A 24366-nucleotide genomic window follows, 5' to 3' on the forward strand; every position below is an offset into this window, starting at 1 on the left:
TTGATAAAAAATAAGTACTGAGTTTGTTCATCAGCCATGTTAGCGGTGCTAGGCTAACATGCACAGACTTAATTTGACCTTTTATCGTTAATTGATGAATTATTTATACTCTTCCCACCTATTTAGGTAAAATTATTCTATGATATAGCGTAATTAATGGCATTTTATAATCAACAGAGAGCGCTTATGTTAGACAAGATAGATAAAAAGTTACTTCGTTTACTGCAAAATGATAGTAGCCTCTCTTTAAATGCACTCGCAGAACACGTTAGTTTAACTTCAACTCCTTGTTGGAAAAGGTTAAAACGCCTTGAAGATGATGGCTATATCCGCAGTCGGGTGACTTTACTCGATGGCGAAAAATTAGGATTAGGATTGACGGTGATTGTGATGATTAAAACACAACACCATAACAGCGAATGGTATGAGCAATTTGTGTCATTTGTCAGCCAGCTTCCTGAAGTACTGATATTCTATCGTATGGCAGGGGAGTATGATTACTTTATGCAGGTTGAAGTTAAAGACATGAAATCTTACGATCTATTCTACAAAAAACTGGTTAATGGTGTTCATGGGTTGATTGACGTTACCTCCAGTTTTGCCATGGAAAAAATTAAATATACGACTGTGTTACCCATCCCTGACTAGCGATGTTAACGCTGTATTACCGCTATTGTTGTTATGATGATAACGATAGACCATTAAACTTGATTCAAGGCTGTGACTAAGTGCGATTATTTTCACAACTACGCTGGTATTTTTTTAGTGAGTGGCGACGTTACTGTGGCGCTGTTTGCTTTTTAATTATTATTGCGATTTTACAACTTGTTCCACCTAGATTAGTTGGCGTGGTGGTGGATGGTATTAGTAACCAAACCATGGCAACCAGCCAGTTAGTATCTTATGTCACATTGATGCTAGGTATTGCGGTTGTTGTTTATGGTTTGCGCTATGTATGGCGACTCTGGTTATTTGGTGCCTCTTATAAGCTAGCGGTACAGCTACGACAAAAGTTTTATCGGCAACTCAGTCTTCAGAATCAATCCTTTTATTTGCGCTATCGCACTGGCGATTTAATTGCTCGTACTACCAATGATGTTGACCGAGTGGTATTTGCTGCTGGTGAAGGGGTTTTAACCTTTGTTGACTCGTTAGTCATGGGCTGTGCGGTGCTACTCATGATGAGTGTCAATATTAGTTGGCAGCTAACGTTATTAGCTCTGATCCCTATGCCAATTATGGCGATAGTGATCAAACGCTTTGGTGACCAGTTACATCACCGCTTTAAGCATGCACAAGGAGCATTTTCTTCTTTAAATAACCATGCACAAGAAAGCCTGACCAGTATTCGGATGATCAAAGCATTTGGCCTTGAAGATCATCAATCGAATCAGTTTGAGCAAGTGGCAACCGAAGCTGGGCGTCGTAATATGCATGTGGCACGAGTAGATGCACGCTTTGATCCAACTATTTTTATAGCTATCGGTATGGCAAACCTTCTAGCAATTGCTGGAGGGAGTTGGATGGTATTACAAGGCACATTAACTCTTGGTGAACTGACTAGTTTTGTGATGTATCTAGGATTAATGATTTGGCCGATGCTTGCTCTGGCTTGGATGTTCAATATTGTAGAGCGTGGTAGTGCGGCGTATAGCCGTATTCGAGAATTGTTGAATGAGCCTTTAGATATTGCAGATGGTCAACAATCTCTAAAGGCAGAACGAGGTAAATTAAGCGTAAATATTAAGGTATTTCGCTATCCTGAAACTGAGCGAGTGGCATTACATGATATCCGTTTCGATTTGCAACCAGGACAATTTTTAGGGTTATGTGGCCCAACTGGCTCAGGCAAGTCAACATTAATTACTCTACTTCAGCGGCAATTTGATGTCACTGAAGGTGAAATTTGTTATCAAGGCCATTCGTTACCAACCATTCAACTTGATGAGTGGCGTAGCCGGTTAGCGATTGTTAATCAATCGCCATTTTTATTTTCTGATACTGTTGCAGGCAATATTGCGTTAGGCCATCCACAGGCAACGGTTGAGCAAATAGAAGAAGCCGCACGAATTGCCTGTGTACATGATGATATTTTGAGGTTGCCTGAAGGCTATCAAACTCAAGTCGGTGAACGAGGTGTTATGTTGTCTGGTGGGCAAAAGCAACGTATTTCTATTGCTCGTGCTATTTTACAAAATGCGGAAATTTTAGTCTTAGATGATGCGTTATCCGCTGTGGATGGGCAAACTGAATTTACAATTTTACAAAATCTTAGCCGTTGGCGTGAAGGAAGAACGCTGATCATCAGCGCGCATCGTTTATCTGCATTGGTTGAAGCGGACAATATTCTGGTTTTATCCCAAGGGAGTATCGCGGCGGAAGGTATTCATACAACGCTATCGGTTCAATCAGGTTGGTACAAGGATATGTATCATTATCAACAGATTGAAGCAGCTTTGGACGGTGATTTATGAGTCAGAAGAAGCCTCTTTGGCCTGCATTAAAGCGTCTAATGGGTTATGGAAAAGTACATCGTGGAACGATGTCGGTAGCAATTATCATGTTATGGGTTGCAGCGGCGGCGGAAGTGAGTGGCCCATTACTGATTAGCTATTTTATCGACAATATGGTTGCTAAGAAGCAAATAATTATGCCATTAGCCTTATATATGGTGATTGGGTTTGTGGTGTTGCAGGTTTTAGCGGCACTACTTCATTATTACCAAACGATACTTTTTAATAAAGCCGCGGTTGGTGTTGTACAAGCGCTACGCACTGATGTGATGAACTCCGCGTTAAGGCAGCCTTTAAGTGCTTTTGATAAACAACCTGTAGGGCAAATTATTTCTCGGGTAACCAATGATACTGAAGTCATTAAAGACTTATTTGTTATGGTTGTGCCTACGGTATTTCGTAGCTTAGCGCTTATCTGTGCCATGTTGATTGCGATGTTTACCCTTGAGTGGCGAATGGCTTTGGTGGCGATTATGATTTTCCCCGCTGTGTTGGTGGTGATGTTTGCTTACCAACGCTTAAGCACGCCAATTGTCAGACGAGTACGCTCTTATCTGGCTGAGATTAACAATGGTTTTAATGAAGTGATTAATGGTATGACGGTCATTCAACAGTTTCGCCAGCAAGCTAGATTTGGTGAGAAAATGTTGCAAGCGAGCGAAGATCATTATCATGAACGTATGAAGGCATTGAAATTAGATGGCTTATTATTGCGTCCTCTTTTGAGTTTGTTGTCTGCATCTGTTCTATGTGGGCTACTATTTTTATTTGGTATTGATGGTGCTACAACGATAGGTGTTGGTGTTTTATATGCTTTTATTAACTACCTTGGGCGTTTAAATGAGCCATTAATTGAACTGACCTCTCAGCAGTCTATGTTACAACAAGCAGTAGTATCAGGGGAGCGAGTATTCGAATTAATGGATAGCCCAAAACAAGGTTATGGTGAGCATGCAGCGCCATTAAAAAGCGGCGCTATTGATATCCAACATGTATCATTTGCCTACCGTGAAGACAAAAAGGTACTCAATGATATTAATCTTCACGTTCCAGAAAATAGTTTTGTTGCATTAGTGGGGCATACAGGGAGCGGTAAAAGTACTATCGCTAACTTGATTATGGGATATTACCCATGGCAGCAAGGTGAAATCTTGCTTGATGGTCGCCCTTTACATTCGTTGTCGCATCAAGTTTTGCGTAACGGTATTGCTATGGTACAACAAGATCCTGTTGTACTCGCCGCTTCTTTCTTTGATAACGTTGCCTTGGGGCGCGATGTGTCACAAGACAAAGTTTGGCAGGTGCTAGAAATGGTGCAACTTGCTGAACATGTGCGCTTGTTACCGGATGGTTTAGATTCAATGCTTGGTGAACAAGGTAATACATTGTCAGTTGGTCAGCGGCAGCTGCTGGCGATGGCTCGTGTGTTAGTTGTTACACCAAAAATTCTTATTCTTGATGAAGCTACAGCCAATATTGACTCAGGCACTGAACAGTCTATTCAAAAAGCGCTACGTATTATTCGTCAAACGACCACTTTGGTGGTTATTGCACACCGTTTATCAACGATTATTGATGCGGATCAGGTGGTTGTGCTCCATCGTGGTGCAATTGTTGAGAAAGGAAATCATATGCAATTACTACAGCAAAAAGGGCGCTATTATCAAATGTATCAATTACAGCAAGTTGGTGAATCTTTAATCCAACATGATGGTACTGAGTCTGAAACGGTACTCATTTAGTTTTTTTGCACACTTATAATGCATTTTGCAAGGCCACTCAGTTGAGTGGCCTTTTCTTTTGTCATGACTCTTTGAATTATAAGTGTAATTAATTTTGGCACGCTATTTGCTTAACACTATTTACTCTAAGTATTTTTGCGGTTGGTCTTGTTGTTATGGGAAATATTTAGCATGGGGTGACAGGGAATTAAATTAATTGGAGGCAAAATGAAATACATCATCGCAATCATTAAACCTTTTAAGTTAGACGAAGTAAGAGAAGCGCTTTCAGATATTGGTGTCCAAGGTTTAACAATTACTGAGGTTCGTGGATTCGGGCGCCAAAAAGGTCATTCTGAATTATATCGTGGTGCAGAGTATGTCGTTGATTTTTTGCCTAAAGTACGTATGGAAATTGCTGTATCAGATGAATTTGCCGATCAGGTTATCGAGGCAATCGAAAAAGCTGCAAATACAGGGCAAGTGGGGGATGGAAAAATATTTGTGTTTGAACTGGAGCAGGCTATACGGATCCGTACCGGTGAGAAACAAGATGAGGCACTTTAGGAGAATGGCGATGAGTAAACTATTTCAATGCGTTTATTTGCTACTAATAGCGAGTTTTCCTGCGAGTGTACTCGCATCTGAAGAGGGTATAGATAAAGCCGATAATGCTTTTATGATGATTTGCACTGCACTGGTTTTGTTTATGATTGTACCAGGGATCGCTTTATTTTATGGCGGGTTATTACGTAGTAAAAACGTTCTATCACTTATGGCGCAAACTATGGTGATTTTAGCTCTAGTTTCTGTCATTTGGGTTGTTTATGGCTACAGTCTTTCATTTAGCGAAGGAAATGATTTTTTTGGCGGCTTTAGCCAATTTATGTTGAAAGGAATTAGTATTGAAAGCCTTTCAGCAACGATCCCACAATTTGTACATGTTGCATTCCAAGGGGCTTTTGCTTGTTTAACTGTTGCGTTAGTTGTTGGCGCTTTAGGTGAGAGGGTCAAGTTTTCTGCGGTCTTAATATTTGCCTTTATTTGGACGACTTTTGCTTATATACCAATGGCACATATGGTATGGGGTGGTGGTTTATTAGCACAGGATGGTGCGTTAGATTTTGCTGGTGGAACCGTTGTACACATTAATGCGGCAGTTGCGGGGCTTGTTGGTGCTTACTTACTTGGTAAGCGAATTGGTTTCGGAAAAGAAGCAATAAAACCACATAATTTGCCAATGGTTTTTATGGGGACGGCAATCTTATTTATTGGTTGGCTCGGTTTTAATTCAGGCTCAGCAGGAAGTGCAAACTCAATTGCTGCGCTTGCCTTTATCAATACTGTTGTTGCAACGTCCGGTGCTGTGTTGTCATGGGTGTTCGCGGAATGGATTTTTAGAAATAAGCCTTCGTTACTCGGCGCTTGTTCTGGCTGCCTTGCAGGATTAGTGGGTGTGACACCCGGTGCAGGCGCTGTTGGTGTTGCTGGTGCACTGATAATAGGCCTAATCTCTGGTATTGCAGGGCTATGGGGAGTGGTTATTTTAAAACGCTGGTTAAAAGTTGATGATGTATGCGATGTATTTGGGGTACATGGCGTTTGTGGCATTGTGGGGTGTTTATTGACAGGGGTATTTGCTTCTGCGGCATTAGGTGGGATGGGATATGTCGAAGGTGTCACGATGATGAAACAAGTCGGTATACAGGCATTTAGTATTATTGTTTGTGTGATATGGACCGCGGTAATTGCCTATCTGGCTTTCTTAATCGCAGATAAAACAACAGGTTTACGTGCAGATATGGAGCAAGAAAGAGAAGGACTGGATATTACCCATCACGGTGAAAGCGCGTATAACTAATTATGATGTAAGTTAGTACTAACATTCATGTTATGGGGGCTAATTAAGCCGTAATAGTGGATATCCATGAATAACGATATCACATAAAATATGACAAGGCAGGAAGAATAACTCCCTGCCTTGTTAGTTAGTACTAACATATTTTTAACGAGGCTTTCTTTTACGAATAACCCCCTCTTGAACCGCGGTTGCGACTAACTCTCCTTGTTGATTATAAACTTGCCCTTTAACAAAGCCTCTACCACCTGATGCAGATGGGCTTTCTATCGCATACAGTAACCACTCATCAATTTTAAATGGTCTGTGATACCACATAGAATGGTCGATTGTCGCAACTTGCAAATCCCTCTCCATAAAACCACGACCATGAGGTTGTAGGGTTGCAGGAAGAAAATTATAGTCAGATGCATATCCTAATAAATAATGATGAAGTGATGGGATATCAGGAAGTTGCCCTTTTGTTTTGAACCAAATATAGCGGAATGGTTCTTGGGGAGGGGCATCAAATGGGCTATAAAATTGCACTGGGCGGAATTCAAATGGATTCGGACGTAAAGCATACTTCTTGACTGATTCAGGTAACTGAGCGGCTAAACGTTGGATAATCTCATCTTGAGAGATCAGTTTTTCTGGTGATGGTACTTCTGGCATTAAGTTTTGATGATCAAAACCATCTTCTTGCGCTTGGAAAGATGCGGTCATGAAAAATATCGGTTTTCCATGTTGTATTGCACTGATGCGGCGCGTGCTGAAACTGCCGCCATCTCGGAGTATTTCAACGTCATACACGATAGGGCGCTGGCTATCTCCAGGGCGTAAAAAATAACTGTGAAACGAGTTGATGACGCGATCGTCAGGGATCGTTTGTTCCGCGGCATACATAGCTTGGCCAACAACTTGTCCACCAAAAACTTGGGGGAGGCCAAGATCTTCGCTTTGACCACGGAAAATACCTTCTTCTATTTTTTCTAGCTCTAATAAGCTAATTAAATTTTGCAATTCTGGGCTCATAGCGACCTTGGTATCAATTAAAAAATATCAGATAACTATATTTTCCCATTAATACACAAAAATAGGTAGGCAGTTTTTGTGGTAAGGTTTTTATAGATAAAATCTATATCTAATTGTTATTGAGCTACTTCAACATGGTATGGAAGTGAAAATATTTTTTGAATTTTTTTGTTACATTTGGAAATGATATTTCATTAATGAGATTTTTTCGCTATAATTGAAGTGTCTTCAGTAAAAAATTGCACCTTAAGATAAATAATATAAAAATATTTTGGCAATGATCTGTTTTTTAGGCACTTATCATGAAATTATACCAAGTCATCATGGGGTTGATCCTTATGGCTCTATTAATGGGCTGTGAGGGAAATAACAATAAAGCGAAAGAAGCCAAGCTTGATCGCTCTCATGATACAACAAATAGGAGTATTGAGTCTGGCGTAATTAGCGGGCAAGTTGTGATCCAACAGCGTGTAGCATTACCAGTCAATGCAGTTGTTACAGTCACCCTAGCTGACACGTCAATTGCAGAGCTACCTGCTTTAATTTTATCGCAGAAATATTACGATACGCAGGGTAAGCAATCACCATTCCCGTTTGAATTAAGCTATCAAAAAGATGAAATTCGCTCTAGTGCACATTTGGCAGTGAGAGCGACAGTTTCTGTTGAAGGTGATGTTTGGTTTATTTCCAATGTTGAGAGTGTTGTGATTAATAATGGAGTTACTCAGGATATAGAATTGCGACTTGTACCGGTACAGTAAAGTTAAAGATCCTATTATTGCACAATAAAACAGCATTCAGTGGTGGTTTCCTTGCTATTTCAGTTATCATCAAGCATAATGCCACCTGCTTTTTAGGAAGCAATCTATGGGGGCTCTGTTGGTTCTCCCGCAACGCTAACTTGTTAACTTGGTCAGGTCCGGAAGGAAGCAGCCATAGCAGGGGATGTGTGTGCCGGGATGTCGCTGGCAGGGCCCCCACCCAATTCTAGCTATATCGCTTATTGCTTAATAATGACTCTCTATTTTAGCCTATCGTTATTATTAATCGTTTTATTGCCACAGTGATATTATCCGAAAAATGAGTTATACTCGTTATCAGACTGATTGTGACGTTATATTGACTTTTTTTAGTCGTTTTGAAAGTTTATTTCTCTTACCATTTTAGTTCTAATTTCATATTATTTAAAGAATAAAATGAATGTTATTAATTTTAATATAAACATTTATAAGTTAGAACGGCCTTTATTTATAACATTTTTATTTATAGATGCGAACGAATAAGTTAGATATTAGTGCTAATGTTACTTTATTACTTATCGCTATTATCCAAATGTATAAATTACAAGCGGGGTGGTTGCATTATTTTGTAATGCAATAATAGGGGGGTACGAAATATATTGAGCCGATAAAATGAATTATCGGCTATAACCAGTCATTATCTGTGTATATTAATGAGTAGTTACCTAACAAATTTCCAAACCGATGCAGGGATCTTGTCATAAAGTTTATTCATTGTGAGTTCTGCAAGGCGATGGTCAGCAGCCGAGTAAAATAGCTCCAATTCGTCTTCAGATAGTTCATATTTATTTTTCTCGATCACGCGTTCAAGCGTGTCGATAGTCGTGCATTTTCTTAAACGCATCAGATAATCAGTTTTGGTCATAATACCCTTTCTTTTATTGATAATTAAAAAAGCTTTATAACATGCCATGTTATAGTTATTTGGACATAAACGGTATCTTAAGTCTTACTTGCAGGGCACTTTAAATCATCATCAAGTACAGCAACTAGATTTTGATTCATACTCTGCCAATCAATAATCTCACTTAGAGTTATTACAGGGCTACCGAACAAATCATAAGTTTCATCAAGATACTCTTCAACTAATGATATAACGAGATTCTCTTTGGGATATTTTATCTTATATTGCCATACAAAAGCGGCAATATGTTCAATAAGCTCATTAAGGCTGGCACTTTGTGGTGAGCTTAAATCATTTACCCAGTGTGTATTTGTTTTCTGTAAACTAGAAATTGCTTCTCGATTCAGGCTGTTACACAAATATTTTAACTCAGATATATCATAATTTTTGGGTGAATATTCATCCATAATCACCTCCGCAGGCGAGACTAACCTTTGCTATGTGTATTTCTATATCAAAATAATTTAGTGCAAACTAAATAAAACACCTTGAATTACTAACATAAGCATTTATTAATCAATATCTTAGGTTATATAGATTCTGTGTGAAACAGGTGCAATTTTTAGAATTATCAATAATTATATCTGTAATATTCAAATACGGGCTAGCAGCGCTAACTGTTTTCGCTGTGCTAATAATATAGCACTTTTATTACATAAGTCACCACCTGACCAGCAAATTTTTTCAAAATTAATAGTTGATAAGGGTTTTATAGTGCTATTTATATCAATTAAACACAATTTTAAGGAGATTTTATATCGAATCAGAGCTACTTTGCGTTTATTTACAAAAAATAACGATGGTTTTAACTTAAAAAGCGGTGTGTTAAATAATTTGAATGCGATTTTTTAACATAATAGTGAAGGAATTAACGACAATTGAATATGATTTCAATATTGATAAGCATAATTAATTTTTGTTATTCAATATGTAATACCTACCGATTAATCGATAGGTATTACATGTGGGTAATTATAAGTAGAGGTTTAATGTAACGCCAGGTTTTAGATCTGCCATTTTGACACCTGAATTCCAACTCATTAGATCATTTAGCTTGATACCATGTCTTTTAGCAATACTGTAATAAGAGTCGCCTTTCTTAACCCGGTAAGTTTTAGATTTCCGGCTATTAGCGACTGGAGCAACCCCTTTAATTTTTAACATTTGCCCTGGACGAATATTAGCCGTTTTCATGCCATTAAGTTGTTTTATACTCTTACTGGTGGTATTAAATTTTTTGGCGATACTTGCTACGGACTCACCTTTAGCGACTTTGTAATTAAAGTGGCTAGATTTCTGTTGTTGCGCAGGCCTTCTTTTCTGATTTTCAGCGGCAGCCATACGAATATTATCTAAAACTGATTGGTCTGAGAGCGATAGTTTAAGTTGTTCCGCTTTAGCGGTTGGCAACATAATATAATGTGGACCATTTGGTGAAGTAATACCTCGTTTATAACCTGAGTTATAGGTTTTGAGGGACTCTTCTGAAATTCCTGTCAGTTCAGCGGCTTGGGTTAATGTAATTTGTTGACCAACATCAACTTGTGTTAATGCCCTATTGCGGTTGCTATGAGGTAACTTAACTTGATATTTTTCTGGAGATCTTAAAATTTGGCTTAATGCTAATATTTTAGGGACATATTGTTTGGTTTCTTTTGGTAAAGATAATGACCAAAAGTCGGTAGGTAGCCCTGCGGCTTCATTCTTCTTGATTGCATTTAACACACAGCCCTCGCCACAATTATAGGCAGCCAAGGTTAATTCCCAATCATGACCAAACATGATGTTTAAATTTTCGAGCAAATCAAAAGCAGCCTTAGTCGATGTGACAAGATCACGGCGTTCATCTACCCATTGATCTTGTTTTAAACCATAAGATCGTGCGGTGATAGGAACGATTTGCCAAAGACCAGCAGCTTGAGCAGGGGAAGTTGCTTTTGGATTGAATGAACTTTCAATGATTGGAATTAAAGCTAATTCCATCGGTAAATTACGATTATCAATTTCATCCACGATCCAATACATGTAAGGTTCAGCCCTTAATGTGACATCGTAGAGAAAACTCTGTTTTGTGTAGTAATTGTTGGCTTGTTCCCTGATGATAGCATTATCAGGTATATCCATCTTCAGCTCATCACTGATATACCCCCAAAGGTCATTATCCATCTTTGGAAGTTGTCTACTTGCTGCCTGATTATGTGGAGCAATGGTTTCTATAGTGTGGTTTGCTGAAGACCTGTTCTGCTTGGTTTTTTGTGGGGAAGCTTGGCATCCGGCCAGCAGAACAATGGCGATAATCGTCGCTATTGTCTTCATTGTGTCATTATTCTTCATTGTTGTATGTGTGAAAGTCGAACAATAATACTTAGCAGACACAAAGAAGACAATAATTAAACGCTAATAATAATCTTTTAATTGACGTAAAACGGTAAAAATTGCTCTAAGTGGTGGATTAGCTTGATTAATATTCATGTTTTTTTGTAGTTCAACATTATCACATTGTAAAAAAACATTTATTTTTCGCTCAGTTCCAAGTGTGGTGGGTACTGTTGCCTGATTTTTACTGCGTTTAAGGTCAATTTCTTGTTGATATTTGCTAATTTGCAGATTATCAGGCCAAATATGATGAGCAAATTTAAGATTAGATTGTGTGTACTCATGAGCGCAACAGATAAGAGTATCATCGGGGAGAGCCGCTATTTTTTGAATTGACTGAAACATTTGCTCTGGTGTTCCTTCAAAAATACGACCGCAACCACCTGAAAATAAAGTATCGCCACAGAAGAGATAAGGCGCTTGATAAAAACCAATGTGTCCAAGGGTATGTCCCGGTAGCCCAATCACATGAAAATCAAATTCACCGATTTTTATTTGGTCACCTTGGCTAACTAATTCAGTGGCACCTTTAGCTTCTGTTTCTTCTGGCCCAAAAACAGGCAATTGACTAAATGATTGCAGAATGCCTTTTACACCGCCAGTATGATCATGATGGTGGTGAGTGAGCAAGATAGCGATTGGAGTGAGTTTATTTTGTGCCAATATTTCGAGAACAGGTTCTGACTCTGCTGGGTCAACAATGATACACTGTTGATGATTATCCGATAGGATCCAAATGTAGTTATCATTTAAAGCAGGAACTCGTATTAACTCCATAATGACCTCTAGGGTTTGATTAAGGGGAATTTGATGAAGCCAGCGCGTATTGAAAAAAAATTCCAGATGCCAGTATCTTGGTCTGATATTCCTTTCGGGCGACAATATCGCCAAGCACTACAATACCAGCTTCGTCCTTGGTGGCCAAAAATGTTTGGTTTTCATTTGCTTAAATTAGGACATTTAAGTACCGAGATCGACACTGAAGAATGTATGATAGCCCATCAATTTAGCGTGGGGAACGATGATCCGCGATTTCATGTCTTAGCAGAGCCTTTGGCATTACCATTTGCTGATAAATCTATCGATGCTTGTTTGATCTCTCATATGTTGGCATATAGCCATGACCCACACTGGGTGTTGCGTGAGGTTGATAGGGTGTTGGTTGATGACGGTTGGTTAATTATTTCAGGTTTTAATCCATTTAGTTTACTAGGTATAGGGAAAGCGCTCCCTTTTCTTCGTAAGCAACAGCCTTATTGTAGTCGTTTCTTCCCAACATTACGGGTATTTGACTGGCTTAGTGTACTAAACTACGAAGTGCTTTATCACCGTAATTGCCAAGTATTCCCTTGGCATGATCCTGAAAATTGGTTGAATAAGCACATCGGTGGGGTTGGGGCGTTAAATGTTATTGTTGCCAGAAAACGAACTTACCCATTAACACCGACTCTACTTAAATTTAAACAACCAAAAGTTAAGATTGGGACAGCTATTGGGGCCGCAAAGCGTATATCTAGTCGTTCAAAGAATCGATAAGAGATATTGGCTAGTCTTGAGCTGGTTGATAGCCTGTATCTTCTTGTGTTGGTGATTCAGCAGCTTGCCTTGCAAGCTCGTCACATTTTTCATTTTCAGGGTGCCCTGCATGCCCTTTGACCCAGCGCCAATCAATGGTGTGTCGAGTAATCGCTTCATCAAGACGTTTCCATAGATCTACATTAACCACTGGCGATTTATCTGCTTTACGCCATTGGCGACGTTTCCAGTTATGGATCCATTGCGTAATTCCTTGGCGAACGTATTGGCTATCGGTGGTTAAAATAATATCACATGGGCGTTTTAGCGATTCGAGCGCAACAATTGCTGCGAGCAGCTCCATTCGATTATTGGTTGTCATAAAAAAACCTTCACTGAGTGTTTTTTCATGTTGTTGGTAACGAAGGAGAACACCGTAACCACCGGGACCTGGATTACCCAAACAAGAACCATCAGTGAAAATTTCTACCTGCTTTGTCATTTCTGTTACACTCTACCTTATTCATTAATCCTTAGTTTGACACAAAAATTCATGATGAGCACGGCGATAACAAGACAAATTGTCCTTGATACTGAAACGACAGGTATGAACAAGCTAGGCGTTCATTACGAAGGCCATTGTATTATTGAAATTGGTGCCGTTGAGGTGATTAACCGTAGATTAACGGGGCGTAATTTCCATGTTTATATTAAACCTGACCGTTTAGTTGATCCTGAAGCATTTGAAGTTCATGGTATTAGTGATGAATTTTTGCAGGATAAACCTGTATTTGCCGATATTGCGGATGAGTTTCTCGAATTTATTCGTGGTGCAGAGCTTATTATCCACAATGCGCCGTTTGATATTGGTTTTATGGATTATGAATTCCGCAAATTGAATAAAGGGATACCACCAACGACTGAGTTTTGCCAAATTACAGATAGCTTAGTCATGGCACGCCAGCTATTCCCCGGAAAACGGAATAACTTGGATGCTTTATGTGATCGTTACTTGATTGATAACACTAAGCGAACTCTTCATGGCGCGTTATTGGATGCGGAGATACTTTCCGATGTCTATTTAGCGATGACAGGTGGGCAGACATCACTTGCTTTCTCAATGGATGCAGATACTTCAACTGAAAACTATGTGGAAGAAGTCCAGCGCATTGAGCGTCCTATGACAGGTCTTAAAGTATTGTATGCCTCAGATGAAGAACTTATCGAGCATGAAAAAAGGCTAGATATTGTTGATAAAAAAGGTGGAAAGCCTTGTCTGTGGCGTCAAACACCTGATGAAGAAGAGACGTTTCATTAATATAAAGGTTTTTTAAGGCTAAAAACTGTTCAACTGCACGATTTTTCAAGAAAAAGTATTGACTGTCTTTGGAAGTGTTCGTAATATGCTCCCCGTTCCCTGAAGGAACATTCGGAGCGGTAGTTCAGTTGGTTAGAATACCTGCCTGTCACGCAGGGGGTCGCGGGTTCGAGTCCCGTCCGTTCCGCCAAATTATAACGCCATGCTATTAATTAGCATGGCGTTTTTGTTTTTTAGGCTATATCAGCGTATGATTATTGATTGGCTTTGCTATGACTAGATGGTGTCAGAGGTTCTTCTTAGTTTGTTGATCACATGTGAGTGGTTATATCACCGCCCTTCCATAAAAACATGTATGTTTTGAGTATCACATATAATGTTTAATTCAATTTATTAAATAAGTGTGAGCTCGTTTATCTTTATCATTTTTGCTAGATAACCCATCTTTGATTTAATTTTTCTGCAAACATTGATATATCGCACATAAATCATGTTTCTAATCTTCTTAGTGATCACTTGTATATCTGAGCAATATTTAGTTTTGGTTATACATAAAAGTGCCAATCAGTTTATGCATGAAACTTCACACTTTCTGACTATCTCCTTGTAGGGATGTTGGGTAAACTCGCTGGATAATTTAGGTTAAGTGGTTAGAAACTATTAGGAGCACATGATGCGTATTAAAATGCTTGGATTGGCATTCTTATGGGTATTTTTTTCATCGGCTAGCAACGCAAAAGTATTGAATCAAAATAATCCAGATGGTTATCAACAATTTCGATTGGACTATGCGGAAATGGTCGATATTGCGAATAAAAATAAGTTACCTCATCGTATTTTTTATGAGGCACCTTCAGAAGGGCCTGATGCAAAATGGTTTGATGCCGTTAAACAAGGGGATTTAGAGACGGTTAAAATGTATGTTGAAAAAGGGCAAAATATTGAGGCTAAAGACAATGCAAGCTTAGGGCAAACAGCATTGGGCTGGGCGGCTTTTATCGGTTATGAGGACATGGTGGATTACCTGATAGCGCAAAAAGCTAACCTTTGGGCAACGGATAACGGAGATGTCTATAATGCCCTTAAATCAGCTACGTTAGGTAAGAATGTAAATGTAGTGAAAAAGCTCCAACAAGCATTAGAAGGGAAATTTGATATTCAGGACTCATCATATGAAGATGATGGTGAGACATTAGTTATGATTGCAGCAAGTAATAACCGCATTGATATTGTTAAATATTTTATTAGCCAACAGGTTGATTTGAATGCTGTGACGACGGCAAAAGATAATCGTGTGGGGTCCTTTAATCAAAGTGCATTGAGTTATGCATGTGAGCGAGGCCATATTGACATGCAAAAATTACTCATTGCGAATGGCGCAATTAACCACCGTACAGGGAATACGCAATGTCAATAACCCAGTGAAGATGAATATGTGCAAGATTGCCTCGTGAGAGGGAGTTTTGCGCTCAGTTAATGTATTAAGCTAGCTCATGCAGTGATCATGAACGTAAGATAAAAACGTGAAAAAGATGCTGAAAACAACGCCAGCAAAAACACTAAAGCCAGTGAGGTCGATCCTGAAAGGGGTTTTATAGATTAGGAGAATAAACCGATACTAAAACAGGGGAGAGGCTATTAACTTAGATCCCGAGTCTTTGACTCGGGATTTTTTATTTTCAGTAAATTAAAATCATTTTCTTTATCAAATGGCATAACTAAAGCTAAATTATTATCTTAGTTACCCCTTATGTTATTTCTATTCCTTAGTAGCTTTATCTATTCCTTTAGAGAAATAGCACAGGAAATATGTATGAATACTGTTTCTTTAATGTTTCTTAACATTATGAATATTGTTAATTTCTGGCGTTTTTTTTGTGTTTATTTCGACTAATATTGATACTTTTGCTGCACTAGCTCATTAGCTAAGTATTAATGTATCTGTTTTTAATTAGTTTTTTTATTCATGCAATATACTTCGTGTTTTATTAATAAAATATACCTAGTGATTTATCATCAATAAATAAAGTTAAAATATGTACTAGTATGTGGGAGGGGCGTAGTATTTTTAATGTATCAATAATTGACGAATCGAAAAATGATTATGTTATTTTGATATTATTTAAAATCATATATATGAAAGTGCTCTCTAATTTGAGTTAAATATTGCATGGATTGATAAAACTACTTTTTTATTTAATATGAATAATAACTGGTTTTTCATATATTCTCTCTATAATGAGAAATTAATATTGATATTAGTGCAATGTTTCATCAGTTTTGTATATTGTATTTTTTCCTGTCCTTGCTTGTATTTGTTATATCGTGTTGAAAAATAAGGGATTACTTAATCCTATCATTAACGTAAGAAATACTGAATATATTAATTTATTTATTTTTTTATGAATTATTGTGACTTTTAATTAAATTTGGTTCTTTTATCTTTATTTCCTTCCTTATGTGAATAGTATTAGTGGAAATCACTGTTTTCTATAGATACTCTTAAAGTGACTCACTCTGAATGCAGCAAGGTGGCTAGTTTTAAAGATATTTGATTTACTCTGTATAGGCGTAATTGCGTGTCCAAGTTACTACTAAATAGGGAGGCCAAAGTTTGATTTTGTTTCTGTCCTCAAGTAAATTAATATGCATTAGCCGAGTGAGAAAAATAAAAAAATTATTCATACCCTTTATACCTAAAAGTTACGGAAATATTTGAAAATAGAGTTTTCATTCAATGGTTTGAATGAGATGGGATTCTATTTTTTGTTGGTTTTTATTTTATAAATTCCTATTCAATATATTAATGTTACTAAGTAGAAACTATTAATTTAATGTATGGAGAATAATAGTGAGAGTAAATGCAGTGCAAATATCGGAAAATAAATTTAACAATTCAAGGACTGTTTTTACCGAAGCTATCGGAAAGGAAATACATAAGCTACGTAAAGAGCGCTCAATGACAGGAAAAGAGCTTGCTCGTTTAGTCAATGTTTCGCAGCAACAAATATCCCGCTATGAGTGCGGAGTTTGTAATTTAACTATAGATACTTTAATTATTATCTTAAATGCACTTGATGTTCCACTTACGGATTTTTTTAATCAGGTCTTTATGAGAGTATTCGAAACAGAAAAAAAAGTCTGCGTACAATACCATAATGTATTTTCCTCAATTGACCAATCAGAAGAATTGAAAAAACAGCTGGAAACATTTGGTCGATATAATAAAAGTAATTTGTGGGGATGATAGTTATTTAGCAACTATTCAACAAAACCAAATTTTTATTCTTAATCTAAATTATTTCTAAGTTATTTATATCTAAATAATTAGGCTTTGACACACCTGAATGTTTTTAAATGCATTCTTTTTTAACTTTAAACAATATTATTTCTATTGCAGAGGCAAATATGAAAAAGATTATTTTAGCAACTTTGATTTCTGGTGCAATGAGTGCATCGGCTATGGCTGCTCCAGTCAGCGCAGGTCAAGGTACGGTGACTTTCTATGGCTCTATCATCGAAGCTGCTTGTGGTATTGCACCGGAGTCAACTGACCAAACGGTTAACCTAGGTCAAGTAGCATCTGCACAGTTAGAGGATGGTGGTACTTCTCGTCCAGTGCCATTCACTATCGAGCTGGTTGACTGCGATACAACTACTCTAAAAGACAATACGGCAACCGTTACCTTTACGGGCGGTGTGAACCCTAACTTGGCGGATTCACTGGCTATTCAAGGTCAAGCATCTGGCGCAGGTGTTCAAATTGCCGGTTTAGGTGGCGTACCTGTGAAATTAGATGGCTCTGCGGGAACCGACCTAAAGATTCAAAATGGTGACAACTCGCTGCTGTTCTCTGCTTATTTGAAAGGTGATGGCAAAACTATCGTTCCAGGTGAATTCACTGCACTGGCTAACTTCACCATGAGCTACGAGTAATTAGAACACTAGCGTGTCATTCAAAGGAGGGTAAAACCATGGGGCGTCAAGCAGTATTCGGATGGAGTGCGTTACTCCTCGCGACGAGTTTTACCTCACCTTTGGCGCACGCAGCTGGGCAAGGTGCAGGTACGGTGACCATGAACGGTGAAATCACCGATGCAGCCTGCACAATTGCCATGGAATCCCGTGATCAGATCATTGATATGGGGGTGTTGCCGATTGGCACGATCCGCCAAGAAGGCCAAGGTCCCAAACAAGATTTTGAAATTCAGTTGGTGAACTGCAATTTAGTCAAACACAGTGACCCAACGCAAACGTGGCGCGCACTGCGCATGACTTTTGATGCGCCGGCAGATAATGGGTTATTTCAAGTGTTTGGTGAGGCGCGGGGTGTGGGGTTATTGATGCAAGACGCACAGTTGCGTCAAGTGATACCGGGTGAAGCGTCCCCAGAGCACGATATTGTGCCACCGAGTATGCGGCTGGCTTATCAATTACGCTTGGTCTCGGATTCTCGGCCATTGAGAGCTGGGCCTTATCAAAGTTTGATCCGCTTTAAAGTCGATTATTACTAAACCGCTGGCAGCGATTTTATTGGCACTTCTTTTTATTGTGATTGTTCACGAGGGATATTTTTTATGTCTTTACCAAAGGCCACTCCTTTTCGCCTTGCACTGCTGTCGCTGTCCATTGCGTTTGCCTTGGGTGGTCACGGCGAAGCCTTTGCATCGGTGTCGACAGAGGCTATCCAATTCAATACTGATGTATTGGATGTGGAAGACAAAAAAAATATCAACCTTGACCACTTTTCCCGTGCGGGCTACGTGATGCCGGGAACCTACAGCTTGGCGTTAAAAGTCAATGATGATGCCTTGCCGGAAGTCAAAATTCCTTTTTATGTGCCTGACAACGACCCTCAAGGCAGCGTGCCGTGTTTGTCACCCGAGATTACTGCGCAATTGGGACTGACCGCCGACAGCTTGAAAAAGCTGACATGGTGGCATGATGACCAATGTTTAAACTTAGAAAGCTTGCCGGGGATGCAGGTGCGTGGGGATCTCTCGACGTCCTCCTTATACGTGAGTATTCCACAAGCTTATATGGAATACACAGCGCCTAACTGGGATCCACCATCACGTTGGGATGAGGGGATTGCGGCGATTTTGTTGGATTACAATATTAACGGTAATACCTACCGACCACACAATAAAGGCCATAATACCTACACGTTAAACGGCAACGGGGTGGCTGGTGTGAACCTAGGCGCATGGCGTTTTCGTGCCGATTGGCAGGGGCGTCTCAATCACGCCACGGGCTCGACCCAAGCGGTCAATCGTGATCTGCAATGGAACCGTTTTTACGCCTACCGCGCATTGCCGGCGCTCGGGGCCAAACTGATTTTGGGTGAAGATTACCTGAACTCAAATATGTTTGATTCGTTCCGTTTTATTGGCGCCAGTTTGCGCTCGGATTTGAATATGTTACCGCCTAATTTACGCGGCTATGCACCGGAAGTGACGGGGATCGCGCAGTCGAATGCGACAGTCACGATCAGCCAACAAGGGCGGGTGATTTATACCGAACAAGTGGCGCCGGGCCCGTTTCGTATTCAAAACTTGAGCGATGCGATCAGCGGGACGTTAGATGTCAAGATTGAAGAGCAAGATGGCACGGTGCAAGAGTATCAACTTGATACCGCCAACCTGCCTTACTTAACTCGCCCAGGGCAAATCCAATATAAGTTGGCGATGGGGCAGCCAAATAATGTGAACCGCGATAAAGAAGGTGACAATTTTATTACGGGTGAGTTGTCGTGGGGGGTGAATAACGGGTGGTCACTGTTCAGCGGTTTGATTGGCAGCAAAAACTACCAAGCGATTTCTGCGGGTATCGGTCGTGACTTACTGGCGTTCGGGGCATTGTCATTCGATGTCACCCAATCGTTCGCTCGTTTGGCGGGTGAAAATACCATTAATGGCGGCTCTTATCGTGTCAGCTACGCAAAACGTTTTGATGCCATTGACAGCCAAATTCAATTTGCGGGTTATCGCTTCTCCGAGCGTGACTTTATGAGTATGTCGGATTTCTTGCAGGCCGCGAAAACCGGTATTCGTTATGGGGGCAGCAAAGAGCTGTACACCATTTCACTGAGCAAAAACTTCCGTGATATCGGTATGTCCGTGTATTTGAATTACAACCATCAGACCTATTGGGATAGGCCAGAAAACAACTATTACAGCCTGACGTTATCCAAATATTTTGATGTGGGAGCGATTAAGAATGTCAGCGTCAACCTGTCGGCAAACCGCAGTATGTATAACGGGGTGACGGATGACAGCGTGTATTTATCCACCTCGTTCCCGCTGAGTAATGGCGCCAATATGGGGTACTCGTTAAACAGCAGCCGTTACGATACGGTCAATCGGGTGACCTACCATGACCGTATTAATGAGCGCACCAATTACCAATTGGGGGTTGGCTCAAACCGTAAAGGGGCGAGTGGGACAGCGTATCTGACTCACCAAGGCGATACGGCGCGTGTCTCGGCGAATGCAAGTTACGCCAATAATCAATATACCGCGTTTGGGTTATCGGCAACCGGTGGGATAACCCTGACGGCAGAAGGCGGTGGAGTACACCGCATGAGTGTCCCTGGTGGAACTCGCCTACTGGTGGACACTGATGGCATTGCCAATGTACCCGTCAAAGGATTTGGGGCACCGGTGACGACAAACGTATTTGGTAAAGCGGTGGTGGGTGACATGAGCAGTTACTACCGCAGTAAAGCACAAATTGACTTAAATGCGCTGCCGGATGATGTCGATGCCCAGCAATCGGTGGTGCAAGTGACGTTAACCGAAGGCGCCGTGGGCTACCGTGAGTTCGCGGTGGTGGCAGGACAAAAAGCGATGACGGTATTGCGTTTACCGGATGGCAGTTATCCGCCGTTTGGGGCACAAATCCTCAATGCGAAGGGGCAAAGCACCGGCATCGTGGGGGACAGCGGCAGTGCATATATCAGCGGTATTGAGCCAAATTCTCTGATGACCATTCAGTGGGGCGACGATGACGGGTGCCAAGTGGCTTTTCCGGAAAGTATCGATATCAACAATCCCTCACTGTTGTTGCAGTGTACCCCACTGACCGCAAAGCAGTTAGCGCAGCGATAATACACGAGCATGGTTTCAATCGAATTTGCGGCGACGCAATGGTGTCTCCGAGATGACATTAAAAAGGTTATAACAGCATGAAACTGAATAAAAAATACGCTTTGATAGCGGGTGTGATGGGCGTGATGTGTTTAAGCAGCATGGCACACGCGGCGATTGGTCTTGACCGTACCCGAGTGATTTTCAACGGTGACCAAAAATCGATGTCACTGAATATTTCAAATAACAACAAACAGTTGCCGTATTTGGCACAGGCGTGGATTGACGATGCAGAAGGCAACAAAATTACGTCACCCTTGGTGGTCTTACCGCCGGTGCAGCGGGTGGAGCCGGGTAAATCTAGCCAAGTGAAAATCGAAGCCCTGCCAGCGATTAGCACCTTGCCACAAGATCGCGAGAGCTTGTTTTACTTTAACTTGCGTGAAATACCACCAAAAAGTGATAAGCCAAATACCTTGCAAATTGCTTTGCAAACACGGGTAAAAATGTTCTATCGCCCGAAAGCGATTGTACCGGCAAAAATGGGCACACCATGGCAAGAGCAGCTGATCCTGCAAAAACAAGGCGCTACGGTAATGGTCAAAAACCCTACGCCGTATTACGTGACGGTAATTAATGCCGCAGAAAGCCTTAAGGCCTTGGACAGCAAAGAGAAAAAAGAATTTAAACCCATTATGCTGCCCCCGTTTGGTGAAAGTGCGTTAGGGGTGAGTGCCAATGCATTAGGGCAGCGTCCGGTCGTGACTTACATCAATGACTACGGTGGACGCCCAAATTTGACCTTCCAGTGCCAAGGTAGTCAATGCCATGTGGTACCGAACGATAAGCCAGCAACGCCGTAGCCGATTACATTTGCTTTGTCTGCATCATGACGATAAGGAATAACCGATGACACACAAATTACTCCATCATGCTGTCACCTCTGTGTTGTTTGGCAGCGTACTTGTCTGTTCATGGGGCAGTCAGGCCGAGGATAACAATACGCGTTTGTATCGTCCCGTGGATAACTGGCAGGTCGATGGTGCCAACGGTGCGCTGTATGTGTCGGGTTCACTGACCGAAAGTCCGTGCCGTTTAGCGATGACCTCGGCGTATCAAGCGGTTGAATTAGGTAATACTGAAACGGCGGAGTTAAAAGCGGTTGGCGACAGAGGACGGCCCACGCAATTTCATTTAGAGCTGCAAGATTGCCTTGAAGTCATGAGTACTGTTGAAAATGTGCGTACGGGACAAGTCGCGTGGAGTAGCACCCAACCTGTAATCAAAATTCGTTTTATTGCCCCAACGGTACCTTTTATGTCGAACTACATCAAGGTCAATGGTGTGCAGGGATTGGGGTTGGTGTTGAATAATACAGCAGGGCAGACATTGCCGATCAATCTTGATAGCAATCCCGTTTTGTTGCCGTCGGGGCAATCTACACTGACTTACACGGTAACGCCAGTGCGTACAGCACAATTGATGCAGCCGGGCGCGTATTCTGCGCTGATTTCTTTTGAAATGTTGTATGAGTAAGGGGGCGCAATGACAAGGCTTGGTTGTAGCGCATTACTGATACTGGGTACGTTATGGTTGCCTATAAGTAGTTTTGCTGGATCAGAACAATTGGATTTTACCGTAAAAGTGCGGATCGAACTGAAAACATGTGATGTAAATGATAATGAAATCATTGAAGTAGATTTTGGGGACATGATCATTAAAAACATTGATGGTGTGGCGTATGAGCGGCCGATACCGTACAGCTTACATTGTGATGATGCCGTCAATGGAACGTCGTTGAATTTATTTTTTGAAGATAACACAGGGGCAGATTTTACGGCGGGCGGCTATCGATTGCTAAGAACTGACAGAACTGGTTTAGGTCTACTGGTGAAGCAAAATGGTCACCCTTTTTCATTTAATGATGAGATCCCGTTTTCCTATGGCAATGAGCCTACATTAACGGTTGTTCCGGTGAAAAATGCGAATGTCGGGTTGGATGATGGTGAGTTTGACGCTTCCGCATTACTGACGGTGGAGTATAACTAATGAAACTTCAGCGATTCAAACAGTCAGCGGCTTGGTGTGCGATAGCAATATTGCTGCTTAGCTTCAATGCACCGTTTACGAATGCATCAACACGCGTCAATTTTACCGGTAATCTCATTGGCAATCCTCCCTGTGATATCACGGGGGATAATGATCCCATTATGGTGGATTTTGATGAAGTGGGGATTACCAAAATTGATGGCATTAATTACATGCAGAATTTCTCATTGAGAGTCACTTGTGGCGATGATCTCGGGAACGATGTACGACTTTATCTGGGTTATACAGGGATGGAGGCCAGATCATTCGATAATAATGCTGTGCTGACTAATCGTAATGGCCTTGCAATCCGTTTGTATTATCAAGGACAAGTCGTTGCGCCGGATGATGCCAATATCCCGATTGTGATGTCGAGTGGTGGCTCTGCTGTCATTCCATTGTCAGCGGTTCCTGTCAGAGATCCGGCGGTGGATTTACTGGAAGGTGATTTTCGTGCCACAGGCACAGTCGAAATACGCTATCCGTAAGGTGGATGAGATGATGATGAAAAAAGTCTTTAGCTGGAGTAGCACCTTATTATTGTCGAGTTTGCTGTTTTCGTCATGGTCAGCAAGGGCGGATTCCACAGTCGACATTCACTACAAAGGTACATTGATTGCGTTGCCGTGTACCATCGAGCCGGGAACTGAAAATCCCTATTATGATTTGGGTGTGACGCCGACGAAATCACTATATCGCTTTACTCGCACATCGGGCTTTCTAATTACATTTGAATTAAAAGATTGTGATACCTCATTAGGTAGTATTGTAAAAGCCTCGTTTTCCGGTCCCGTGAACAGTGAGGGCTTACTGATGTTTACCCCAAATAGTGAAGCTAAAGGGGCAGGAATTGGTTTGGAATATTTAGACGGTCGTCCGATCCCGATTGATGGTTCGACTGACTATGCAGTGCCACTGAGAGATGGCGATATGACTATTCGTTTAAAGGCTTATGTACAAGGTGAGCGTGAAGCACTGGCAAATAAAAAATTAGTCTCTGGTAATTTTACCGCAGTGATGACCTATACGTTGAGTTATGAGTGATTAACTAAATAAATCTTTTTTAGTTTTTAGAGCGAAAAAATCGCCATAATAAATTTTGCAACATGATGAAAAAATAAAAATTAATTTCTAGTTTGTACTAATAAACACAGTTATTGCTTAGTCATTA

Annotated in this window: 24 protein-coding genes, 1 tRNA gene and 1 other RNA gene; 20 read left to right on the forward strand and 6 right to left on the reverse strand. The window is 40.7% G+C overall.

Annotated elements, in window-relative coordinates; genetic code table 11:
• Positions 1–186: 186 nt before the first annotated feature.
• The 5 genes from JI723_RS04035 to amtB all read left to right on the forward strand — a co-directional run bounded on the left by JI723_RS04035 (position 187) and on the right by amtB (position 6095).
• Complete coding sequence (locus JI723_RS04035) at positions 187–648, forward strand: Lrp/AsnC family transcriptional regulator (RefSeq protein WP_070927053.1); 462 nt, start codon at positions 187–189, stop codon at positions 646–648.
• An 80-nt stretch (positions 649–728) separates the two neighbouring features.
• On the forward strand, positions 729–2474 hold the full coding sequence (locus JI723_RS04040) for a SmdA family multidrug ABC transporter permease/ATP-binding protein (RefSeq protein WP_319066944.1): 1746 nt from the start codon (positions 729–731) through the stop codon (positions 2472–2474).
• Positions 2471–4255 (forward strand): SmdB family multidrug efflux ABC transporter permease/ATP-binding protein, encoded by a 1785-nt coding sequence (locus JI723_RS04045; RefSeq protein ID WP_337979792.1) that lies wholly within the window; start codon positions 2471–2473, stop codon positions 4253–4255. Before JI723_RS04040 ends, JI723_RS04045 begins: the two co-directional genes overlap by 4 nt.
• 207 nt (positions 4256–4462) lie before the next feature.
• Positions 4463–4801, forward strand: coding sequence for a P-II family nitrogen regulator (locus JI723_RS04050; RefSeq protein WP_070926750.1), 339 nt, complete (start codon positions 4463–4465; stop codon positions 4799–4801).
• Between the two features lie 4 nt (positions 4802–4805).
• Complete coding sequence (amtB, locus tag JI723_RS04055; RefSeq protein WP_404826915.1) at positions 4806–6095, forward strand: ammonium transporter AmtB; 1290 nt, start codon at positions 4806–4808, stop codon at positions 6093–6095.
• Positions 6096–6239: 144 nt separating this feature from the next.
• Here amtB and tesB read toward each other — a convergent pair whose 3' ends face one another.
• A complete protein-coding gene (gene tesB, locus JI723_RS04060; RefSeq protein WP_070926746.1) occupies positions 6240–7106 on the reverse strand; it encodes an acyl-CoA thioesterase II in 867 nt (288 codons plus the stop codon).
• A 302-nt stretch (positions 7107–7408) separates the two neighbouring features.
• Between tesB and JI723_RS04065 the strand changes: the two genes are divergently transcribed.
• Together JI723_RS04065 and ffs are read left to right on the forward strand one after the other, a co-directional pair.
• Positions 7409–7867, forward strand: a complete 459-nt coding sequence (locus tag JI723_RS04065) for a YbaY family lipoprotein (RefSeq protein WP_319066938.1) — start codon at positions 7409–7411, stop codon at positions 7865–7867.
• Positions 7868–7983: 116 nt separating this feature from the next.
• An RNA gene (ffs, locus tag JI723_RS04070) (signal recognition particle sRNA small type) lies at positions 7984–8080 on the forward strand.
• A gap of 487 nt (positions 8081–8567) precedes the next feature.
• Here the strand turns inward: ffs and JI723_RS04075 are convergent.
• The 4 genes from JI723_RS04075 to gloB form a co-directional block, all read right to left on the reverse strand.
• Positions 8568–8771: an HHA domain-containing protein gene (locus tag JI723_RS04075; protein WP_004927064.1), complete on the reverse strand. Its 204-nt coding sequence runs from the start codon at positions 8769–8771 to the stop codon at positions 8568–8570.
• A gap of 77 nt (positions 8772–8848) precedes the next feature.
• On the reverse strand, positions 8849–9217 hold the full coding sequence (gene tomB / locus JI723_RS04080) for an Hha toxicity modulator TomB (protein ID WP_070926742.1): 369 nt from the start codon (positions 9215–9217) through the stop codon (positions 8849–8851).
• A 565-nt stretch (positions 9218–9782) separates the two neighbouring features.
• Positions 9783–11126, reverse strand: coding sequence for a murein transglycosylase D (mltD, locus tag JI723_RS04085; RefSeq protein WP_070926740.1), 1344 nt, complete (start codon positions 11124–11126; stop codon positions 9783–9785).
• Between the two features lie 81 nt (positions 11127–11207).
• Positions 11208–11963 (reverse strand): hydroxyacylglutathione hydrolase, encoded by a 756-nt coding sequence (gene gloB, locus JI723_RS04090; RefSeq protein ID WP_272580379.1) that lies wholly within the window; start codon positions 11961–11963, stop codon positions 11208–11210.
• A 33-nt stretch (positions 11964–11996) separates the two neighbouring features.
• On the opposite strand from gloB, the gene JI723_RS04095 reads away from it, so the two are divergent.
• The gene (locus JI723_RS04095) at positions 11997–12722 is read left to right on the forward strand and encodes a class I SAM-dependent methyltransferase (RefSeq protein WP_070926735.1); all 726 of its coding nucleotides are present in this window, start codon (positions 11997–11999) and stop codon (positions 12720–12722) included.
• A 10-nt stretch (positions 12723–12732) separates the two neighbouring features.
• Here the strand turns inward: JI723_RS04095 and rnhA are convergent, their stop codons facing one another.
• A complete protein-coding gene (gene rnhA, locus JI723_RS04100) occupies positions 12733–13203 on the reverse strand; it encodes a ribonuclease HI (RefSeq protein WP_070926733.1) in 471 nt (156 codons plus the stop codon).
• 54 nt (positions 13204–13257) lie between these two features.
• Here rnhA and dnaQ point away from each other — a divergent pair, with 54 nt between their 5' ends.
• The 12 genes from dnaQ (at position 13258) to JI723_RS04160 (ending at position 24239) form a co-directional block, all read left to right on the forward strand.
• Positions 13258–14019 carry a DNA polymerase III subunit epsilon gene (dnaQ, locus tag JI723_RS04105; protein WP_319067083.1) on the forward strand — a complete coding sequence of 254 codons (762 nt, stop codon included), beginning with the start codon at positions 13258–13260 and terminating at the stop codon, positions 14017–14019.
• 113 nt (positions 14020–14132) lie between these two features.
• Positions 14133–14209, forward strand: a tRNA-Asp gene (locus tag JI723_RS04110).
• A 483-nt stretch (positions 14210–14692) separates the two neighbouring features.
• The gene (locus JI723_RS04115) at positions 14693–15436 is read left to right on the forward strand and encodes an ankyrin repeat domain-containing protein (RefSeq protein ID WP_139158653.1); all 744 of its coding nucleotides are present in this window, start codon (positions 14693–14695) and stop codon (positions 15434–15436) included.
• Between the two features lie 1434 nt (positions 15437–16870).
• Positions 16871–17266 carry a helix-turn-helix domain-containing protein gene (locus JI723_RS04120; RefSeq protein ID WP_140181933.1) on the forward strand — a complete coding sequence of 132 codons (396 nt, stop codon included), beginning with the start codon at positions 16871–16873 and terminating at the stop codon, positions 17264–17266.
• Positions 17267–17427: 161 nt separating this feature from the next.
• Positions 17428–17955 carry a fimbrial protein gene (locus JI723_RS04125; RefSeq protein ID WP_070927049.1) on the forward strand — a complete coding sequence of 176 codons (528 nt, stop codon included), beginning with the start codon at positions 17428–17430 and terminating at the stop codon, positions 17953–17955.
• 38 nt (positions 17956–17993) lie between these two features.
• Entirely contained in the window at positions 17994–18533 is a 540-nt protein-coding gene (locus tag JI723_RS04130; protein WP_081335911.1) for a fimbrial protein, read from the forward strand.
• A gap of 63 nt (positions 18534–18596) precedes the next feature.
• Positions 18597–21128: an outer membrane usher protein gene (locus JI723_RS04135; protein WP_272580377.1), complete on the forward strand. Its 2532-nt coding sequence runs from the start codon at positions 18597–18599 to the stop codon at positions 21126–21128.
• A 77-nt stretch (positions 21129–21205) separates the two neighbouring features.
• Positions 21206–21970, forward strand: coding sequence for a fimbria/pilus periplasmic chaperone (locus JI723_RS04140; RefSeq protein WP_272580376.1), 765 nt, complete (start codon positions 21206–21208; stop codon positions 21968–21970).
• Between the two features lie 145 nt (positions 21971–22115).
• Positions 22116–22643, forward strand: coding sequence for a fimbrial protein (locus JI723_RS04145; RefSeq protein WP_306803379.1), 528 nt, complete (start codon positions 22116–22118; stop codon positions 22641–22643).
• Between the two features lie 9 nt (positions 22644–22652).
• Positions 22653–23156 carry a fimbrial protein gene (locus JI723_RS04150; RefSeq protein WP_272580374.1) on the forward strand — a complete coding sequence of 168 codons (504 nt, stop codon included), beginning with the start codon at positions 22653–22655 and terminating at the stop codon, positions 23154–23156.
• Complete coding sequence (locus JI723_RS04155; protein ID WP_272580373.1) at positions 23156–23683, forward strand: fimbrial protein; 528 nt, start codon at positions 23156–23158, stop codon at positions 23681–23683. The genes JI723_RS04150 and JI723_RS04155 overlap by 1 nt, the downstream gene beginning before the upstream one ends.
• The gene (locus JI723_RS04160) at positions 23649–24239 is read left to right on the forward strand and encodes a fimbrial protein (RefSeq protein WP_272580372.1); all 591 of its coding nucleotides are present in this window, start codon (positions 23649–23651) and stop codon (positions 24237–24239) included. The genes JI723_RS04155 and JI723_RS04160 overlap by 35 nt, the downstream gene beginning before the upstream one ends.
• Positions 24240–24366 lie beyond the last annotated feature (127 nt).

The sequence above is a fragment of the Providencia manganoxydans genome, assembly GCF_016618195.1.
Classification (GTDB): Bacteria; Pseudomonadota; Gammaproteobacteria; order Enterobacterales; family Enterobacteriaceae; genus Providencia; species Providencia manganoxydans.

What these genes read in the sequence shown, in the direction of transcription:
- JI723_RS04155 (WP_272580373.1), top strand. Translation starts at nt 23,156, where the DNA reads ATGAAACTTCAGCGATTCAAACAGTCAGCGGCTTGGTGTGCGATAGCA.
- JI723_RS04130 (WP_081335911.1), top strand. Translation starts at nt 17,994, where the DNA reads ATGGGGCGTCAAGCAGTATTCGGATGGAGTGCGTTACTCCTCGCGACG.
- JI723_RS04065 (WP_319066938.1), top strand. Translation starts at nt 7,409, where the DNA reads ATGAAATTATACCAAGTCATCATGGGGTTGATCCTTATGGCTCTATTA.
- JI723_RS04050 (WP_070926750.1), top strand. Translation starts at nt 4,463, where the DNA reads ATGAAATACATCATCGCAATCATTAAACCTTTTAAGTTAGACGAAGTA.
- JI723_RS04115 (WP_139158653.1), top strand. Translation starts at nt 14,693, where the DNA reads ATGCGTATTAAAATGCTTGGATTGGCATTCTTATGGGTATTTTTTTCA.
- dnaQ (WP_319067083.1), top strand. Translation starts at nt 13,258, where the DNA reads ATGAGCACGGCGATAACAAGACAAATTGTCCTTGATACTGAAACGACA.
- JI723_RS04035 (WP_070927053.1), top strand. Translation starts at nt 187, where the DNA reads ATGTTAGACAAGATAGATAAAAAGTTACTTCGTTTACTGCAAAATGAT.
- JI723_RS04095 (WP_070926735.1), top strand. Translation starts at nt 11,997, where the DNA reads ATGAAGCCAGCGCGTATTGAAAAAAAATTCCAGATGCCAGTATCTTGG.
- JI723_RS04045 (WP_337979792.1), top strand. Translation starts at nt 2,471, where the DNA reads ATGAGTCAGAAGAAGCCTCTTTGGCCTGCATTAAAGCGTCTAATGGGT.
- JI723_RS04150 (WP_272580374.1), top strand. Translation starts at nt 22,653, where the DNA reads ATGACAAGGCTTGGTTGTAGCGCATTACTGATACTGGGTACGTTATGG.
- tesB (WP_070926746.1), bottom strand. Translation starts at nt 7,106, where the DNA reads ATGAGCCCAGAATTGCAAAATTTAATTAGCTTATTAGAGCTAGAAAAA.
- amtB (WP_404826915.1), top strand. Translation starts at nt 4,806, where the DNA reads ATGGCGATGAGTAAACTATTTCAATGCGTTTATTTGCTACTAATAGCG.
- JI723_RS04075 (WP_004927064.1), bottom strand. Translation starts at nt 8,771, where the DNA reads ATGACCAAAACTGATTATCTGATGCGTTTAAGAAAATGCACGACTATC.
- JI723_RS04125 (WP_070927049.1), top strand. Translation starts at nt 17,428, where the DNA reads ATGAAAAAGATTATTTTAGCAACTTTGATTTCTGGTGCAATGAGTGCA.
- JI723_RS04140 (WP_272580376.1), top strand. Translation starts at nt 21,206, where the DNA reads ATGAAACTGAATAAAAAATACGCTTTGATAGCGGGTGTGATGGGCGTG.
- JI723_RS04135 (WP_272580377.1), top strand. Translation starts at nt 18,597, where the DNA reads ATGTCTTTACCAAAGGCCACTCCTTTTCGCCTTGCACTGCTGTCGCTG.
- rnhA (WP_070926733.1), bottom strand. Translation starts at nt 13,203, where the DNA reads ATGACAAAGCAGGTAGAAATTTTCACTGATGGTTCTTGTTTGGGTAAT.
- gloB (WP_272580379.1), bottom strand. Translation starts at nt 11,963, where the DNA reads ATGGAGTTAATACGAGTTCCTGCTTTAAATGATAACTACATTTGGATC.
- tomB (WP_070926742.1), bottom strand. Translation starts at nt 9,217, where the DNA reads ATGGATGAATATTCACCCAAAAATTATGATATATCTGAGTTAAAATAT.
- mltD (WP_070926740.1), bottom strand. Translation starts at nt 11,126, where the DNA reads ATGAAGACAATAGCGACGATTATCGCCATTGTTCTGCTGGCCGGATGC.